This is a genomic window from Desulfospira joergensenii DSM 10085, from assembly GCF_000420085.1.
Taxonomy (GTDB): Bacteria; Desulfobacterota; Desulfobacteria; order Desulfobacterales; family Desulfobacteraceae; genus Desulfospira; species Desulfospira joergensenii.
Window position 1 is genome coordinate 1,736,726 of record NZ_ATUG01000001.1, and the last position, 18,171, is coordinate 1,754,896.

Annotated in this window: 17 protein-coding genes; 8 read left to right on the plus strand and 9 right to left on the minus strand. The window is 51.3% G+C overall.

Going from position 1 to position 18,171, the window contains the following annotated elements:
• Positions 1–28 precede the first annotated feature (28 nt).
• The 6 genes from pheT to F608_RS31255 form a co-directional block, all read right to left on the minus strand.
• Complete coding sequence (gene pheT, locus F608_RS0108760) at positions 29–2,482, minus strand: phenylalanine--tRNA ligase subunit beta (protein WP_022665253.1); 2,454 nt, start codon at positions 2,480–2,482, stop codon at positions 29–31.
• Positions 2,483–2,484: 2 nt separating this feature from the next.
• Positions 2,485–3,492 carry a phenylalanine--tRNA ligase subunit alpha gene (pheS, locus tag F608_RS0108765; RefSeq protein ID WP_027362598.1) on the minus strand — a complete coding sequence of 336 codons (1,008 nt, stop codon included), beginning with the start codon at positions 3,490–3,492 and terminating at the stop codon, positions 2,485–2,487.
• Positions 3,493–3,513: 21 nt separating this feature from the next.
• On the minus strand, positions 3,514–3,867 hold the full coding sequence (gene rplT, locus F608_RS0108770) for a 50S ribosomal protein L20 (RefSeq protein WP_022665255.1): 354 nt from the start codon (positions 3,865–3,867) through the stop codon (positions 3,514–3,516).
• Positions 3,868–3,970: 103 nt separating this feature from the next.
• The gene (gene rpmI / locus F608_RS0108775; RefSeq protein ID WP_022665256.1) at positions 3,971–4,168 is read right to left on the minus strand and encodes a 50S ribosomal protein L35; all 198 of its coding nucleotides are present in this window, start codon (positions 4,166–4,168) and stop codon (positions 3,971–3,973) included.
• Between the two features lie 130 nt (positions 4,169–4,298).
• On the minus strand, positions 4,299–4,826 hold the full coding sequence (infC, locus tag F608_RS0108780) for a translation initiation factor IF-3 (RefSeq protein ID WP_084681026.1): 528 nt from the start codon (positions 4,824–4,826) through the stop codon (positions 4,299–4,301).
• A 116-nt stretch (positions 4,827–4,942) separates the two neighbouring features.
• Positions 4,943–5,491 carry a nucleoside deaminase gene (locus tag F608_RS31255; RefSeq protein ID WP_341833807.1) on the minus strand — a complete coding sequence of 183 codons (549 nt, stop codon included), beginning with the start codon at positions 5,489–5,491 and terminating at the stop codon, positions 4,943–4,945.
• A 124-nt stretch (positions 5,492–5,615) separates the two neighbouring features.
• Here F608_RS31255 and F608_RS0108790 point away from each other — a divergent pair, with 124 nt between their 5' ends.
• From F608_RS0108790 to F608_RS0108815, 6 genes are all read left to right on the plus strand, one after another.
• Positions 5,616–6,713: a deoxyguanosinetriphosphate triphosphohydrolase gene (locus tag F608_RS0108790; RefSeq protein WP_022665260.1), complete on the plus strand. Its 1,098-nt coding sequence runs from the start codon at positions 5,616–5,618 to the stop codon at positions 6,711–6,713.
• Between the two features lie 52 nt (positions 6,714–6,765).
• Complete coding sequence (locus tag F608_RS0108795) at positions 6,766–7,365, plus strand: hypothetical protein (protein WP_022665261.1); 600 nt, start codon at positions 6,766–6,768, stop codon at positions 7,363–7,365.
• Positions 7,366–7,381: 16 nt separating this feature from the next.
• Positions 7,382–9,481, plus strand: coding sequence for a phosphate acetyltransferase (gene pta, locus F608_RS0108800; RefSeq protein ID WP_022665262.1), 2,100 nt, complete (start codon positions 7,382–7,384; stop codon positions 9,479–9,481).
• A gap of 93 nt (positions 9,482–9,574) precedes the next feature.
• On the plus strand, positions 9,575–9,847 hold the full coding sequence (locus tag F608_RS0108805) for a metal-sensitive transcriptional regulator (protein WP_022665264.1): 273 nt from the start codon (positions 9,575–9,577) through the stop codon (positions 9,845–9,847).
• Between the two features lie 12 nt (positions 9,848–9,859).
• On the plus strand, positions 9,860–10,066 hold the full coding sequence (locus tag F608_RS0108810; protein WP_022665265.1) for a heavy-metal-associated domain-containing protein: 207 nt from the start codon (positions 9,860–9,862) through the stop codon (positions 10,064–10,066).
• A gap of 17 nt (positions 10,067–10,083) precedes the next feature.
• Positions 10,084–12,525, plus strand: coding sequence for a heavy metal translocating P-type ATPase (locus F608_RS0108815; RefSeq protein WP_022665266.1), 2,442 nt, complete (start codon positions 10,084–10,086; stop codon positions 12,523–12,525).
• A gap of 26 nt (positions 12,526–12,551) precedes the next feature.
• Here the strand turns inward: F608_RS0108815 and F608_RS0108820 are convergent, their stop codons facing one another.
• The 3 genes from F608_RS0108820 to F608_RS0108835 form a co-directional block, all read right to left on the minus strand.
• On the minus strand, positions 12,552–13,460 hold the full coding sequence (locus F608_RS0108820; protein WP_022665267.1) for a LysR substrate-binding domain-containing protein: 909 nt from the start codon (positions 13,458–13,460) through the stop codon (positions 12,552–12,554).
• Between the two features lie 242 nt (positions 13,461–13,702).
• A complete protein-coding gene (locus F608_RS0108830) occupies positions 13,703–14,521 on the minus strand; it encodes an SDR family NAD(P)-dependent oxidoreductase (protein WP_022665269.1) in 819 nt (272 codons plus the stop codon).
• Between the two features lie 2 nt (positions 14,522–14,523).
• Positions 14,524–15,261, minus strand: coding sequence for a YkgJ family cysteine cluster protein (locus F608_RS0108835; protein ID WP_022665270.1), 738 nt, complete (start codon positions 15,259–15,261; stop codon positions 14,524–14,526).
• A gap of 444 nt (positions 15,262–15,705) precedes the next feature.
• On the opposite strand from F608_RS0108835, the gene aprB reads away from it, so the two are divergent.
• Both aprB and aprA read left to right on the plus strand, forming a co-directional pair.
• A complete protein-coding gene (aprB, locus tag F608_RS0108840) occupies positions 15,706–16,143 on the plus strand; it encodes an adenylyl-sulfate reductase subunit beta (protein WP_022665271.1) in 438 nt (145 codons plus the stop codon).
• Between the two features lie 55 nt (positions 16,144–16,198).
• Positions 16,199–18,160, plus strand: a complete 1,962-nt coding sequence (gene aprA, locus F608_RS0108845; RefSeq protein ID WP_022665272.1) for an adenylyl-sulfate reductase subunit alpha — start codon at positions 16,199–16,201, stop codon at positions 18,158–18,160.
• Positions 18,161–18,171: the final 11 nt, after the last annotated feature.

An 18,171-nucleotide genomic window follows, 5' to 3' on the forward strand; every position in this document is an offset into this window, starting at 1 on the left:
GGGCATTCCGCCTTTGTCAACACCCCCGTTACTCCGGCAGATCTGCATGGAAGGTATCCATGATCTGCCGGGTCATGTTGGCATGAAGCTTTTTTATGTTCTTCTCGGTCAGGGTTCTGGTATCTGACCGATAAACCACCCTGAAGGAGAGAGATTTTTTTCCCTCTGCAATGGGATGGCCCTCAAACAGATCAAAAAGAAAGATCTCCTCGATCAATTTCTCCCGGGCGGCCATTTCCTTCATCCGACCCAGAACAGAACCGACCTCGAGACCTGAGTCCACGATAAAGGTCATGTCCCTGGAAATGGATGGAAACTTGGGCAGGGAAGAGGCCTGGATCTTCTCGGGCATCATCTCCATCAGAACCGACAACTGAAGGTCAAAGACAAAGGCCTCCTGTTTGAGGCCGTAGGTCTTCATTACCTTGGGGGCAATCTTTCCCATGAATCCGGCAATCTGCTGACCCTTTTTCACCACAGCTCCCATTCCTTTTTCATAATAGGGGCAGGCATCATCCTCGATCCGGGCATAGTCGACGTTCTGGATGGAGAGTTCTTTTAAAAGGGCTTCCACCCCCCCTTTCATGTCATAGAAATCCAAGGGAGCTTTCTTTGAAAACCAGGAAGGATCCCGCCGGTTCCCGGTTAAAAGCCCTGCCACCATTTCGACTTCCCGGGGCTGTTGGCCAGGCTCTGTGGCAAAAAAGACCTTGCCCATCTCAAATATCCTGACCGTGTCGGTCTGCTGGGCATTGTTCTTTTTCATGGTTTCCAGGAGCCCCGGCACAAGGGAGGTTCTCAGAACAGACATCTGGTCTGAAATGGGGTTGAGTATAAACTCCATCCGGCGCCTGGGATCTGCATCGGAAAGGGCCAGCCGGTCACAGGAGTCCTGGTGAACAAAATTGTAGTTGATGGCCTCGTGAAAAGAGAACCCGTTCATGGCTTGCCGGATTTTTTCCCGGGTCAGGATGACCGGAGACAATGCCTTTCCCCGGGCCGGAACCGGAGGATAGCTGGTCTCGATATTGTTGTATCCCCACAGCCTGGCCACTTCCTCGGACAGGTCTTCGGGCCGGGTCACATCCACCCTGAAGGAGGGAACAGCCACTTTTAAAAGATTTTCCCCTGCCTTGTCTGCCTTAAAATCCACGGATTCAAGGATATCGGCGATGGCATCACAGGAGAGGTCGATTCCCAGGCGGACGTTGAGGGCATCCGTGCTCAGACTGAGACTGACTGGCTCGACCCTTGCCGGGTACTCGTCAATGATATCCCTTGCAATCACTGCGGAATCACAGACCAGCGCGATCAGGGAAACCGCCCTTTTCATGGCAAACAGGGTGCCTTCCGGGTCCACCCCCCGCTCAAATCTGTGGGAGGCATCTGTGGCAATGCCGGTCCTCTTGGCCGTCCTCCGGATGGAGACATGATTGAAATGGGCACTTTCAATCAGCACCCGGGTGGTGTCATCGGATATCTCCGAGTTCTCCCCACCCATTATCCCGGCTAGGCCCACGGCCCGTTCCCCGTCACAGATCATGAGCATCTCAGGCTCAAGCTTGTGGGTCTTGGAGTCCAGGGTGGTGAAATCGATGGGTGCATCCCCGGGAGAACCTGCCGTCTTAACGATGATCTCGCCCCTGGCCAGGTTGTCGTAATCAAAAGCATGGAGGGGTTGTCCGGTTTCCAGCATGACAAAATTGGTAATATCCACCACATTGTTGATGGGGGTTAACCCCACGGATTCCAGCTTCTGGCGCAGCCAGAAAGGAGAGGGGCCCACCTTGACGTCAAAGAGCATGCCCGCCGTATACCGGGGACAAAGATCCGGATCTTCAATCCTGACCTTTGCCCAGTCGTGGATGGATTCTTTCCCCATTCTCTCTTGGGGCAGGGTCACATCGGGCAGGGTTACCTTTGCTTTGGGCTCGCTGAAGGCACCGATTTCCCGGGCCACGCCGATGAGACTCAGACAGTCGGGCCGGTTGGGGGTAAGGTCGATTTCCAGCCGGGTATCATCAAGGCCCATGGCCTTTTCCAGAGGGGTTCCGGCCGGATGGGCAGGGTCAAGATCCATGATTCCGGAAGCATCGGAGTCGAGGCGAAGCTCGGCTGAACTGCAGAGCATACCCTGGGAGACTTCCCCCCTGAGTTTGCTCTTTTTAATTTTCAGATCACCGGGCAATACGGCTCCGGGAAGGGCGCAGGGGACAAACATATTCTCCCGGACATTGGGAGCCCCGCAGACAATCTGAACCGGTTCGCCATTCCCGGTATCCACCTTGCAGCAGGAAAGTTTGTCTGCATTGGGGTGCTGGCGCACCTCCAGGACCTTTGCCACCACGACATTATCCAGATAATCGTAGAGAGGTTCAACCGAATCCACCTCAAGCCCGGCCATGGTCAGCCTGTCTGAAAGCTCTTCGGGTTGAAAACCAATGGGGATATACTCTTTTAACCAGCTAAGACTGACTTTCATAACTAAAACTGCCCCAGGAAACGCACATCATTTTCGAAAAATTTTCTGATATCATCAATACCGTACTTGAGCATGGCTACCCGTTCCATACCCATACCAAAGGCAAATCCGGTATATTTGTCCGTGTCATAGCCGACATTTTCAAACACGGCCGGATGGACCATACCCGATCCCAGGATTTCGATCCAGCCGGTCTTTGAACAGACCCGGCAGCCCTTGCCCCGGCACATGACGCATTGGATATCCACCTCTGCACTGGGCTCGGTAAAAGGGAAAAAACTGGGTCTGAACCGCAGGGAAGTCCCGCTGTCAAAGAATTGATGGACAAAGGTTGTCAGCACCCCCTTAAGATCGCCAAAAGAGATACCCTCATCTACCATGAGCCCTTCCACCTGATGGAACATGGGGGTATGGGTCAGGTCTGAATCACAGCGGAACACCTTGCCCGGTGAGATGATCCGGACCGGCGGATCGTTCTTTTCCATGACCCGGGGCTGGGACCCGGATGTATGGGTCCGCAATACGATATTCTCAGACAGGTAAAAAGTATCCTGCATATCCCTGGCCGGATGATATTTGGGAATGTTCAGGGCCTCAAAGTTGTAGTAATCGGTCTCCACTTCCGGGCCTTCGACAATGTCAAATCCCAGACGCGAAAAGATCCCACAGATCTCGTTGAGCACCTGGGTGACGGGATGGGACGCGCCCCGTGCGGGAACCCGTCCGGGCAGGGTTACGTCAATCCCCCGGGCTTCCCCGTCCCGGTCCGCTTCAAGACGGGACTCAACCTGCCGGATCTCTTTCTCAAGCCTGACCTTAAGCAGATTGGCATTCTTGCCGGCCTGGGGACGTTCCCCGGGCGGCAGGGATGAAATATTCCTTAAAAACCCGGTGAGAACCCCTTTTCTGCCGAGATACCGGGTGGCAACCTGTTCAAGACTTTCCCGGGAATCTGCCTTCTCGATACTGTCCAGAGCCTCTTTCTCAATATCGGCAATATAGTTCAAAATATCCCCACTCGCGTGTAATGTCTAATTTAGGCGGGATGCTGCCTGTGCCGCCAGCTGGGAAAAACCGGCAGGATCGGAAACCGCCAGATCAGCCAGAACTTTCCTGTCCAGTTCACTGCCGGCCAGTTTCAGGCCGTGCATGAATTTTGAATAGGACAGGTCATTCATTCTTGCCCCTGCATTGATCCTGACAATCCAGAGCTTTCTGAAGTCTCTTTTCCGGGCACGTCTGTCCCGGTATGCATACATCAATGCTTTGTCCACGGAATCAGCCGCAGTTCTGTACAATTTGCTTCTGCCGCCTCTAAATCCCTTTGCAAGTGCAAGAACCTTGTTCCTTCTTCTTCTTGCCTTAAACCCTCTTTTTACTCTCATTTTGCTTCACTCCTTATAAACCTTCCGGCTTCCGAGGCCTTGGCCCGTGACCGGGAATGATTCAAGTTAATACTGCAGCACAACAGGAACACCGCCCCAAACCCTAGCCGTTTGGCAGCAGCCTTCTCACTTCTTTCATATTGGCAGGCTCAATGATCTGATCCTGGCGGAAAGAGCGTTTCCGTTTTGTGGTTTTTTTGGTCAGAATATGGCTGGCATGGGATTTTCTGAATTTGTATTTCCCGGACCCGGTCTTGGTAAACCGCTTTGCCGCCGCTCTGCTTGTTTTAATCTTAGGCATGATAAACCTCTCTTTGTCTATTACATTTACTAAAAAGAGAAGGTGGTATACCTTATTTAACCACAATATACCACCACTCTTTGTCTATTTTTTAAAACCTGGGCTGTTTCAGCCAAGTCTGTTCAGGGCTTTATTTTGGCCCCAGAAGCATTGTGATCACCCGGCCTTCAAACTTGGGCGGCTGCTCAACAACGGCAAAATCATCGGTCATTTGGACAATTTTCTCCAAAACCACACCGGCCTGTTCCTTGAGCATAATTTCCCTGCCCCGGAAGACCATGGTGACCTTGACCTTATCGTTTTTACTGATAAATTTTTCAGCATGCCGGACCTTGGTTTCCAGATCATGGTCATCGGTTTTGGGCCGGACCTTTATCTCCTTGATCTGAACGTTTTTCTGCTTCCGTTTGGCCTCCTGCTTTTTCTTGGTCAGTTCGTACTTATACTTTCCATGATCCATTATCTTACAGACAGGAGGCCTTGCGCTGGGCGACACCTCCACGAGGTCAAGATTCTCTTCACCAGCTATTCTTAAAGCCTCTTCAGTGGGCATAATTCCTATCTGTTCGCCGTCAGAACCGACCACCCTCACTTCACTGGCCCTGATCCCCTTATTCACATTTGTCTGATCCTGCCTTCCTCGCTTAGATATTTTCACACCTCCCGTTTAGTACGCCCGCTTGATAGTTCGGCCCCTCTGGCCGGTCCACACATTCACAGACCAAGTATAACCTTTTGATTATAATTACGTGTTTTGAAAAAAGCAAGCACTATTTAATTTAAACCCGGCGGAGCAAGAGCCTTCTTTGATTCCTGGTTCTGTTTCTGCTCCAGGGTATAGGACTCCAGAAAACTGCCTTTCCAGTATTGATTGCCTTCTTTATTAAAAAACTGATAAAAAAGGTCAAGACTTTTTTCCCGGCAAACCCCTTTAATCACTTCCACGCCCCTGTCCCGGTAAAGGGGGGTCAGGGAATTAAGGTCACATCCGGTCCCGCCGCCCATGGCATCTTCATAGGCATATACAATGGTCTTTATCCCGGAAAGGAGAATGGCACCATAGCACATCAGACAGGGCTCCATGGTAGAAAACAATATGGATTCTTCCGGGTCAAACCCTCCTTTGAATTTTTCCAGATTTTTCAGGGCCCGAACTTCGGCATGGTCCACCTCACTGAAAAATGTCTGGCCGGGCCCTGTTCCGGCCCTGCTGCCGCTGGCGATCACATGGCCGCTCTGAACGATCACGCACCCCACAGGAAACTCCTCCCGGTCAAATGCCTGCCGGGCCTGCTCCAGGGCCATCTCCATATATTTTTCCAAATCCCGTATCTCTTTGATTCCCATATGGTTTAAAATCACACTCTCATCCATAAATTTAGGTCAACCTGTTGCTTTTTCCGGTAATTATAGTATTTTATTGAACCCAAGTGAAAGAAAAAATTATATGACATTACCAAACAGAATACCAGATGCCCGGGAAAAAGATCTTTCCATTCGGGAGATCTTTCAGAAAAGGGAACTGAGCTTTCTCTCGTCCCACGGCACCCCCAGTCAACAAGCCACCCGGAGAAAACAGGAGAAAACAGACTGCAATATACGGACCCCGTTTCAGATGGACCGGGACAGAATCGTATACTCCAATGCCTTCCGGCGGCTCAAATACAAGACCCAGGTATTTCTCTCCCCCTTGGGCGACCACTACAGAACCCGCCTGACCCATACCCTAGAAGTATCTGAAATCGCAAGAAATATTGCCCGTGCCATGCGGCTGAACGAAGACCTTGCCGAGGCAATTGCCCTGGGCCACGACCTGGGACACACCCCCTTTGGCCATGGCGGAGAAATCGCATTGATCGAAGCCTATTCATCCTATTTTTCCCATTCCGATCAGAGCCTGAGGGTGGTGGACAGCCTTGAAAACCGGGGCAATGGTCTAAACCTGACCCTGGAGGTAAGGGACGGGATCCTGAAACACTCCAAGGGATTCGGCAATATCATTCCCTCCACCCCGGGGGAGACGGCCATCACGGCTGAGGGAAGAATCGTAAGGGTGGCGGACATCATTGCCTATTTAAACCATGACCTGGACGATGCCCTCAGGGGCAAGGTCATCCAGCCCAAGGATGTCCCGGAGATCTGTATAAAAAAACTGGGAAAAACCCATTCGGCAAGGGCCAGTACCATGATCGCCAACCTGGTGTACAACAGCGGCCCAAAGGATGATAAATTTGTCCTGGACATGGGTGAGGACATCTTCCACGCCATGACCATCCTGAGAAAATTCTTATATGATAAGGTTTACCGCTCTCCCATGGTCCACAATGAATTTGTAAAGGTAAAAAAAATCATCACCGGACTCTATAGGTATTTTCTGGATCACCCCGAGGTCATGCAGTCGGAACTTGAAAAAATGGAAATGGCGCCCTGGGATTCCTCAAAGAACTCTTTAAAGCGGTCGGCATGCGACATCATCGCCAGTATGACGGATCGATATGCCCTCCAGCTTTACCAGAAGCTGTTTTTCCCCAACCCCCTGGTATAAGGCCGGCCCTGTATTCACCATCCACTAACGATTAACCTGGATTAAAAAAACAATGACCCCGGACATTTTCAAGCCCCTGGAGGCCCTTTACCGGGCCATGGACAAGGCCTATGATGAAACCGCATCCCAATACGAATTTCTTTGCCGGGGATGTGAAGACACCTGCTGCAGGTCCCTGTTTTTCCACCACACCTTTGTTGAAAAAGCCTATCTTATCCATGGATTTGAGCAGATGGACCCCGCTACTAGGGAAAATTTAACTCAAAAAGCAAAAACCTATGTCTCCCGGACATTTTCCCGGAGCCATGGAGAACCCCAGTCCAATGAAACCGTCTCCCTGAAACTGATCTGCCCTTTGAACAAAGAAGGCCTGTGTGCATTGTATCCTTACCGGCCCATGATCTGCAGGCTCCACGGTCTTCCCCATGAACTCCACCGGCCGGATGGCGCCCTGATTAAGGGACCGGGATGTGCAGCCGGAAATTTTGAAGATCAACCCTATGTCCCGTTTGACCGGACTCCCTTTTACCGGGAAATGGCCCGGGTGGAAGCCCTGTTCCGGCAGCAAAGCAGCAACACCGGGAAAATCAGACTGACCATCGCCCAGATGCTCTGGGACAATCCTCCAAATGGGTCCTCGGAAACCCCTTGATAATTAAGGAATTTTTATGTCAAACGGACTATACATAACCGCCACCGAATCCGGAAGCGGAAAATCTGCCATTGCCCTGGGGGTGATGGAAATGCTTTTCAGAAAAATTGACCGGGTCGGATTTTTCCGCCCCATCATCGACAAGGGAAACGGCAAAGATCCGGATATCAGACTCATGGCCACTCAGTTCGACCTGGATATCCCCTATGAAAGCATGTACGGGATTACCCAGGAAGAGGCCGACCACCTGCTGTCCAAGGGTAAAAAAGAAGAGATTTTTGAACGGATCATTGAAAAGTACAACGAGGCCAAAAAACATTCAGACTTTATCCTCTGCGAAGGCACTGACTTCAAGTCGTCCACAACCGGCCTGGAATTTGATATCAATGCCATGATCATCAAGGATCTGTCCTGCCCGGTCCTGCTGGTGGCCAATGCCTTTGAAAAGAACGTGGAAGATGCCATCCTGCTCATCAACCTGACCATGGAATCTCTGATGCTCAAGGGCTGCGACATCATCGGCATCATCATCAACCGGGTCCAGGCCGGGGACGGAAAGCGCATCATCGACCAGATCAGAAAAAGAAATCTTTTCAAGGGGAAGCTGGTTTTTGCCGTTCCCGACGAGGCCGTGATCGGGAAACCAACGGTATCGGAAGTGGTCAAGGCCTTAAAGGCAGAAGTTTTATTCGGTCAGGACCAGCTTTACCGCCATGTAAGAAGCTTTGCCGTGGCCGCCATGCAGTTGAGGAATTTTCTGTCCCGGATCCACCACGGCACCCTGATCATCACCCCCGGAGACCGGGCTGATGTCATTGTCGCCTGCCTGGCCACCATCTCCTCGACCTCCATGGAAAAGATCTCGGGCATCGTACTCACCGGCGGGCTCAAACCTGAAAAGTCCGTCATTGAGGTCATCAAAGGATTCAGGAGCATGGTGCCGGTTCTCAGTGTCCCAAAAGATACCTTTGAAACCGCAGTGGCCGTGGAAAAAATCCAGTCTGATATCTCCCCGGATGATCACCGGAAGATTACCCGTGCCCTGGCCCTTTTTGAACAAAACATCGATATTGAACGCCTGGGAGAAAAGGTCATTACCTCGAAAAGCAGTATTGTCACACCCAAGATGTTTGAATTTGAGGTTCTCCAAAAGGCAAGGGCCCATAAGAAAAGAATCGTTCTTCCCGAGGGAGAGGAGGAAAGAATTCTCCATGCAGCGGAAATTCTTCTGCGAAGGGAAATCGTGGAACTTATCCTCCTGGGCAATAAGGAGAGGATAGTAAAAAAGATCAAACGCATGGGCCTGCGCCTGGGAGAACTGGAGATCATTGAACCCCTGACCTCCCAATACCTGGATCTCTTCACCCAGTCCTATTTTGAACTCAGAAGCAAAAAAGGCATCACCCGGGAAAATGCCGCGGACAGGATCATGGACCTGAACTTCTTTGGTACCATGATGGTTCATCACGGCCTTGTGGACGGCATGGTATCCGGATCGGTTCACAGTACGGCCGCCACCATCAAGCCGGCCTTTGAGATCATCAGGGCCAAGCCCGGATCCGGATCCGTATCCAGTGTCATTTTCATGTGCCTGGCCGACAAGGTCCTGGCCTATGGAGACTGTGCGGTCAATCCCGAACCCGACGCGGAAACTCTGGCGGAAATCGCCGTCACCTCTGCCGAAACGGCCAGGATGTTCGGGATAAACCCCAGGATCGCCATGCTTTCATACTCAACGGGAAGTTCCGGCAAGGGAAAGGATGTGGACAAGGTCAGGCAAGCCACCCACCGGGTCCAGGAAAAACGGCCCGACCTCCTGGTCGAGGGCCCCATCCAGTATGACGCGGCGGTGGAACCCGATGTGGCCCGGACCAAACTGCCCGGGTCCAGGGTGGCCGGCCGGGCAACGGTACTCATCTTTCCCGATCTGAATACGGGAAACAACACCTATAAAGCGGTCCAGAGATCTTCAGGGGCCATTGCCGTGGGACCGATCCTCCAGGGTCTGAACAAGCCGGTCAACGATCTGAGCCGGGGCTGCCTGGTTACGGATATTGTCAATACCGTTGCCATCACGGCTGTCCAGGCCCAGGAAGCAGAAAAAGAAACCCCCTGATCTTCCCTCCCTTGACAAATTTTTGATCCTGATTTATCTTTTATTATACCCTACAGGGGTATGGTATAATAAACCTGTTCTTAGGAGAACCCCATGGTCAATGAAGAGGTCAAAAAAGCGTCCCTGAGCCGGCTGAAAAAAATTGAAGGCCAGATCAGGGGCATCGCCCGGATGATTGAGAATGAAAAATACTGCATTGACATTGTCAATCAGATTACCGCTGCGGAAAAGGCCCTCCACGGCGTGGCCAAGATCATCATGAAACGCCATGTGGAATCCTGTGTTACCGATGCCATTCAAAAGGGCCAGGGTCAGGCAAAGATCGATGAACTCATTGAAACCCTGTTTAAATACTCAAATAAATAAAGGAAAAAAACCATGGAAGTCACATTAAGCATTGAAGGCATGACCTGCCACCATTGTTCGGGACGGGTTCAAAAATTTCTCGAATCCAGACCGGAAATTTCAAAGGTCGTTGTCGACCTGGAAGGGAAAAAGGCTGAATTCAACTGCAAAGAAGGCAGTGAGATCAAGGACATTGTCCAGGGCATCAACGAACTTGGGTATAAAACCGTTCAAAAATAGAAAATCATAGAAGAGCCATGATCCAGCAAGAAGAGATAAAGGTATACGGGATGATGTGTTCCCATTGTGAAGGGGCGGTAACCAAGGCCCTGACCGAAAGCCGCGGGGTTGAAGAGGCCTCGGCTTCCCATGGGGACAACCGGGTGGAAGTCGTTTTTGACAGCCGGCTGACTGATCTGAAGACCCTTGGCTCCATTATCCTGGATGAGGGATACTCCCTTGTCCCCGTTGAAGAGGAGAAAACCGAGCCTGAAGATTCAGGGGAAAAAGATTCACCAGGGGGGAAGAACCTGTCCGAGGTCTCCTTTGGAATCCAGGGAATGAGCTGCGCCAACTGCGCCCTGGCCATAGAAAAGGCCTTTAGGGGGGTGGAGGGGGTTGAGAGCTCAACCATCAACCTGCCCCTTGAAAAAGGATTTGTCTCCTATAACCCGGATCTGCTGGATGAAAAAGAAATATTCGGTATTGTCAATGGGGCCGGGTACAAGGCCATAGAAGAAACCGGAGAAGACTCTTTGCCCCAGGGAAAGGAAAGCTTTAGATTTTACTTTGCCCTGGGGATCACCATTCCCATGATGGTGATCATGCAGGCCGGATTCTTTTCCATGACCGTGACCAACTCCATCCTCTTTGTCCTGGCCAGCCTGGTCCAGGGGGTTTCAGGAATTGCCTTTTACCAGGGGGCCTATTATTCCCTGAAAAACAGAACCGCCAACATGGATGTCCTCATCTCCCTGGGGATATCTGCAGCCTATTTTTATTCGGTCTACTCCCTCTTCTTTCTCGATCCTTCGGCCATGGCCTATTTTGACAGTTCCGCCATGATCATCACCTTTATTTTATTGGGAAAAATGCTGGAGAACCGGGCCAAGGGAAAAACCGGGCAGGCATTGAAAGAGCTTCTGGCCCTGAACCCGGATAAGGCCAGGATCATCCGGGAAAAAGGCGTGGAAGAGGAAATTTCCCCTGCCCTGGTCCGGGTCGGGGACCGGATAAAGGTTTTGGCCGGAGAAAAGATCCCGGTGGACGGGCTCATCCTCCAAGGCCAGACCTTTGTGGATGAATCCATGATCACCGGGGAGTCCCTGCCCGTGGAAAAATCTAAGGGAGAACCTGTCACCGGGGGCACCATCAACCAGTCCGGCACCCTTGTCCTTGAGACCCTGAAAACCGGGAAGGACACCCTGCTGGCCGGAATCGTTAAAATGGTGGAAGATGCCCAGGCCGACAAGGCCCCCATCCAGAGGCTGGCCGACCGGGTCTCCAATGTGTTTGTCCCTGCAGTGGTTCTGGCGGCCCTGGCCAGTTTCGGCTATTGGTATTTTTACTCCGATCTTGCCCAGGCAGACCGGTTTCTCTTTTCCTTTGAGCGGATGATCGCCGTCCTGGTCATTGCCTGCCCCTGCGCCCTGGGCCTTGCCACGCCCACGGCCATCATGGTGGGCTCGGGAGTCGGCCTCAAAAGGGGAATCCTTTTTAAAAGGGGGTCTGTGCTGGAAAACATCTCCAAACTGGATATGGTATTGTTTGACAAGACCGGGACCCTGACCCGGGGCAGACCCCAGGTCACCGGAATCTATCCGCTCCCGGACGGAACCGGTGACGAACTCTTGTCCCTGGCGGCAAGTGCCGAGATCAACTCATCCCATCCCCTGGCCGGATCTGTCCTGAAAAAAGCCAAAGAAACAGGGGCCAAGATTCAAGAAACCCGGGACAGCCGGGAAATCAGCGGCCAGGGGGTTGTCTGCCTCCTGGACGGCCTTCCCCTGAAAGCGGGAAAGCGGTTTGCCGAAGACAGAATCGACCCGGCCCTTGAGCAAAAGGCCGCTGAACTGGCCGACCAGGGGCAGTCCCTGGTATTTGTCTCCCTGGACAAAGTTGTCAGGGGGCTCATTGCCCTTTCAGATCCCCTCAGGCCCGAGGCCGGGCAGGCCGTATCCCGGCTCCACAAAGCCGGCATAAGGACCGCCCTGATCTCCGGCGACACCCTTTCCTCTGCCCGGTTTGCCGCAGACCAGGCCGGTATTGAACAGGTGGAGGCCCAGGTCCTGCCGGAAGACAAGATCAACCAAGTAAAAAAATATCAACAAAAGGGATATAGGGTCGGCATGGTGGGAGACGGGATCAACGACGCTCCTGCCCTGGCCCAGGCAGATATCGGCATTGCCATCGGATCCGGAACCGACGTGGCCAAAGAGACCGGAGAGGTGGTCCTGGTGAAGAACAATCCCCTGGACGTGGACACGGCCATCCGTCTGGGGAAAAAGACCCTGACCGTGATCAAGCAGAATTTCTTCTGGGCTTTTTTCTACAATGTACTGATGATCCCGGTTGCCGCAGGCCTGCTCTATCCGGCATTCGGCCTGACCCTGAAACCAGAACTGGCCTCCATCGCCATGTGGCTTTCCTCTTTGACCGTGGTGGGGAACTCGCTGAGGATCAAGGGCTTCAAAGGGTAGAAAACCGGCGGATACAGCCTCTGACCTCAATGGATATGTGACTGGCGTTCATATACGGTTTCATACCGCTCTTTTGTATAGTAAAGAAACTTCTTGAGCACTGAGCTGAAATATTTATTCTTATGCCAGATGGTATAAAAGGAACGGGTAAACTTGAAATCCTTTATCCTGAGACGGAACAACTGGCCGGCATTGAGTTCGTTCATTACCGATATTCTGGAAAGGCAGCTGACCGCCCCCTTGTTCTGCAGCACTGATTTTACCGCTTCTGTGTGTCCGACTTCCAAAAAAGGTTTGAACCTCTTTTTATACTTTTCCATGTAATAGAGAAATACCTCCCGGGTCCCGGATCCTTCCTCCCTGAAAATCCACCGTTTTGACAGCAGCTCTTCCATATTGTACTCGGCTTCTCTGACGAGATCCTTATCCCCGGTCACCACGTAAAGTTCATCCAGCCCAAGAACCTCACGCTCAATCTCGCTGCTGTTGTAATCCGCTTCCACAAAACCGATATCCACATCCCCAACCTCAATGAGTTTTGCGATTTCTTCTGTATTTCCGGTGATTTTTTCCAGTCTCACCCCTCCGTATTTCTCCGCAAACTCATAGATGATCTGGGGCAGGATATAGTTGGCAATGGAAGAAGAGGCGCCGACTTTGATATCCCCCAGCAGGTCCTGATCCCTGAACATCATTTCACTTTCCCGGAGGCTGAAAACGAGGGGATCCACCATCCTGTAAAAATACCGGCCATTCTCGTTGACCACCAGCCGTTTATGAATCCGGTCAAACAGAGGCTTGCCCAGGGTTTCCTCAAGGGCCTTGATGGACATGGAAACAGCAGATTGGGTCAATCCGTGATCTTTTGCAACCTGGCTTAGATGGGGCGTTTTTACCAGGGAAAGAAACAATTCAAGCTGTCTTAGGGTTACCAAATGACCTACCTCCTTTTCTATCCGGATGAATGGGGCATCTCCCATGTCCGGGACAAATAGGCGGTACCGGGCGGGAGGCTGAATTCTATATCCTTCAAAAAAATTGATCTTCCTGTTTTTTTCAATTTTCCGCCGGCAGATTCAGGGTGTTCATCCCCTTGCCCGCCTTGACAAAAATTCAGGGGCAGACAAAAGCCCGGGGGACGATCCGGCTGACAAAAAAACATCCGTCAGCCTTTGACTCAGACAATCCCCTTGGGCATGGGCGGAACCCTTTCTCCGGCCAGGATAAAGCCGCCATCCAGGCGGAGAACCGTCCCGGTCATATAGGGGGCGTCCTTAATGATAAAGTTGACTGCTTTGACCACATCTGAAATGCGGCCGGTCCGGCCGGCCAGGGTATGATCAACAAGAGATTTTTTCTCAATGTCCGTGAGGACCTCTTGCCATCCCCTTGTCCCTTGGCCGTGGCGGGTTTCAAAAATCCCGAGCATGAGTTCGTTTACCCGTATCCCGGGAGCTCCCATCCTGGCCCAGGTTTCCGTAAGCGTCTGAATCCCCCGGTTGGCGGCTGCATACCCGTCATTGAAAACCAGGGCAGCCGGTCCGGTCCTTCCCACCAATCCGGCAATGGATGAAATATTGATGACAACGGCCTCATCAGAGCACCTGAGCAAGGGCAGCATCTCATCAAAAACCCAGCGTTTGGCCTTGAGGGTGGTTTCAATTTCCAGGTCCCACTGGTCTTCGGTATAGGCCCCGTGAACCGTGGGCCATCCGCCGCGTTCAATATTGTTGATCAGAATATCCAGGCGTCCGTACCTCTCCCGGATAAACCGGGCCAGGGAACGGATCTCCTCCGGATTCCTCAGGTCGGCCTTCAGAATATGGTGGGTCGCTCCCGAGGCCTGAAACACCCGGTCCATTTCATTGAAAGAATCTTCCCAGTCATGGCGGGTGAGGACCAGGCAGGCACCCTGCCCTGCCAGGGCCAGTCCGATCCCCCTGCCAATCCCCTTGACCGCCCCCAGCACCAGGGCGATTTTTCCCTGAATATCCATGATCAGAATCTAAGCTCCCGGCCGAAGAGCCGGTGTTTTACCCAGGCAATGCCGAAGTCCAGGAGCGCGGTATCATCGGCCGCTATCTTTTCCGCAAAATCCCGGGGCAGGACCAGGTCTTTCAGAAGACCCTGATTTTGGATTTTATCCCTGAACTCATCCAGGTTGTAGAGGGCCAGGTAGAAAATGTCGGATTCCGCCCCTTCCAGCCTTCCCGGCATGATCTGATTTTTGAGGCTGATCAATTCCATGAGCTTGTCGTTCTGCCGGTTGTGGTCTCCCACATGCTGACCCTCAAGCCACTTCCCCACGGTCCTGCCCTCTTTTTTGCCGAACCCTTTACAATGGTCTTCCTTGATCAGAGCAAAATACTCACGGATTTCACCCGTGGCCCTGTCTCTGGCAATGGCCCGGGCCAGGGGATAAAGCCGACAGGATCCGGGCCGGTCTTCATAGACGGAACAGCCCTTCTCAGTGACAAAGGGGCAGGCATGACCCGTGGCCGGATTGGGTTTGAATTCCACCACGGGCAGACCTGTTTCCGGACCGATGTGCATTGAAGTGTATTCCCTTAAAAAAGAGTGGGAACTGATTTTCAAAGCCTTCTTCATCCTCAGGATATCATAGGGGGTCAGGGCCTGGTTCAAATCCCTGCAGCATTCGTTAAAGCAGGGATTTTCCGCCCCGCAGCCAAACTCCATGGGATCATTGATTCCCAAGGGGATCATATCTTCACTCATCAATCACTTTCCTTTTTTATATCTGCCATTCCAAATTATACTATCCGGATCAAACAAATTGCCCCTTAAATTACCAGCAAACCACCCATTTTACCAGATGATTTTCCCGGCTCCGGCCTCACCATATCTGGTGGCGAATTTAGATTAATTTAGTATATATTGTGGAGGGAAAGTTCATCAATATAATTGAATGAATTGATAAATCTTTTTTTTCAAATTTTCTTGACAAAAACCTTGGGAGGGTGCTATTTCCATAACATTTATGCGGAGCCTGTACCGTTTGTTCATTCATTGCACCATGAGTGAATTTTTAATTATGGTACATAAATTTGCTTAAAAGAACACACAGTCTGGAAAGTGTCAGATCCAGACAGATTTATAAAGAAGATAACAGCACAACGGTATTGTGCAATTTGATTAACTTAATTTATGGAGGTATTTTAAATGCCATCTTTTGTAATTGCAGAAAAATGTGACGGCTGCAAAGGTGGGGACAAAACAGCATGTATGTACATCTGCCCCAATGACCTGATGGTTCTTGATCCCAACGAAATGAAAGCATACAACCAGGAACCCGATCAGTGCTGGGAATGCTATTCTTGCGTAAAAATTTGTCCTTCCCAGGCCATTGAAGTCAGAGGATACTCCGACTTTGTACCCATGGGAGCTTCTGTTGTGCCCATGATGGGTACCGAGGATGTGATGTGGACCTGTAAGTTTAGAAACGGCGTTGTAAAACGCTTTAAGTTCCCCATCAGAACCACTCCCGAAGGTGAGGCCAACTCTTATGATGACCTCAAAGGTAAAGATCTTAACAGCGGCCTGCTCTCCACTGAAGAGGCAGACGGTTATGAACTGAAGGCTCCCACCGAGCTGGCATAAGTTTATACGTAAATCTTTATTTGATACTTTATTTTAAAAATTTTGGAGGTATATAATGGCATTACCTAACAAACCTGTCGGAGAACTCAAAGCTGTTAGAGATCCTGAGGTTGAGAAAAGAGACGTTGATGTTCTGATCATCGGTGGCGGTATGGCTGCCTGCGGAACTGCATTTGAGATCAAAAAATGGGCAGATGACGACACAAAGATCCTGCTCTGCGACAAAGCCGCCCTGGAAAGGTCCGGCGCAGTCGCCCAGGGTCTGTCTGCAATCAACACCTATATCGGTGAAAACAAACCCGAAGATTATGTCCGTATGGTCAGAAACGACCTTATGGGTATCGTTCGTGAAGACCTGATCTTTGACCTGGGCCGTCACGTTGACGATTCAGTTCATCTTTTCGAAGAATGGGGACTTCCCGTATGGAAAAAAACCGATGACGGTAAAAACCTCAACGGTAAACAGGGAATGAAAGCCGGTACCCTTAAAGGCGGCGCCACTCCGGTCCGTACCGGTAAATGGCAGATCATGATCAACGGTGAGTCTTACAAGAGAATCGTCGCCGAAGCCGGTAAAAAAGCCCTTGGCGAAGAAAACATCCTTGAAAGATGCTTCATCGTTGAACTTCTCAACGACAAGGACGATCCTTCAAGAGTTGCCGGCGCAGTCGGTTTCTCCGTACGTGAAAACAAGGTTTACATCATCAACGCAAAGGTGATGATGGTTGCCTGCGGTGGCGCGGTTAATATTTACCAGCCCCGTTCCGTTGCTGAAGGTAAAGGCCGTGCATGGTATCCCGTATGGAACGCTGGTTCCACTTATACCATGGCTCTTAGAGCAGGTGCCGAACTTTCCATGATGGAAAACCGTTTCACCCCGGCTCGTTTTAAAGATGGTTACGGACCTGTTGGTGCATGGTTCCTTCTCTTTAAAGCCAAAACCGTTAACGGCATCGGTGAAAACTATGCCGGTTCCGATGATGCCAAAGCAGAGCTTGAAAAATATGCTCCTTACGGAACAGCTGCTGTTACTCCCACCTGCCTGAGAAACCATCTCATGATGAAAGAGTACAAAGAAGGCCGCGGTCCCATCATCATGGAAACCTCAAAAGCCCTGGCCGCTCTGGGTGAAACCATGAGCAAGAAAGAGCTCAAGCATCTTGAATCAGAAGCCTGGGAAGATTTCCTTGACATGTCCGTTGGCCAGGCCGGCCTCTGGTGCGCCACCAACACAGAGCCTGAGAAAAAAGACTCTGAAATCATGCCCACCGAGCCCTACCTGCTGGGTTCCCACTCCGGCTGCTGCGGTCTCTGGTGCTCCGGTCCCGAAGAAGACTGGGTCCCTGACAGCTACAAATGGGGTTACAACAGAATGACCACTGTCAAGGGTCTGTTTACTGCCGGTGACGGCGTTGGCTGCTCCGGTCATAAGTTCTCTTCCGGCTCCCATGCTGAAGGCCGTATCATTGCCAAGTCCATGCTTCAGTACCTGAAAGCCGAAGGCGACAAGGTTAGCGGTTTCAAAGAAACCGATCAGGAACTGGTTGACATGGTTTACAAACCGGTCAGAAACTACCTTGACCATTGTGATTACACAACGGCCACTGACGTTAACCCGAATTACTGCAAACCTGCCGGCATGGCCATGCGTCTTATGAAGATGACCAATGAGTACGGTGCAGGTACCGGAACCTTCTACATGACTTCCGGTAAAAACCTTGAGATCCTCATGGAACTGTTTGAAATGTTCCGTGAAGACCTTGAGAAAATTGCCGCCGGTGACCTGCATGAACTGATGAGAGCATGGGAAATCACCCATCGTCTCTACACGGTTCAGGCCCATACCCGTCACATCCAGTTCCGTGAAGAATCAAGATACCCTGGTTTCTACTACAGAGGCGACTTCATGGGTCAGAATGACGACGAGTGGTTCTGCTTTACCAACTCATCATACAACAAAGAGACCAACGAATGGACTCTGAAAAAAGAACCGTATGTCAAGATTATCTCCGACTAGCGTTGAAGATC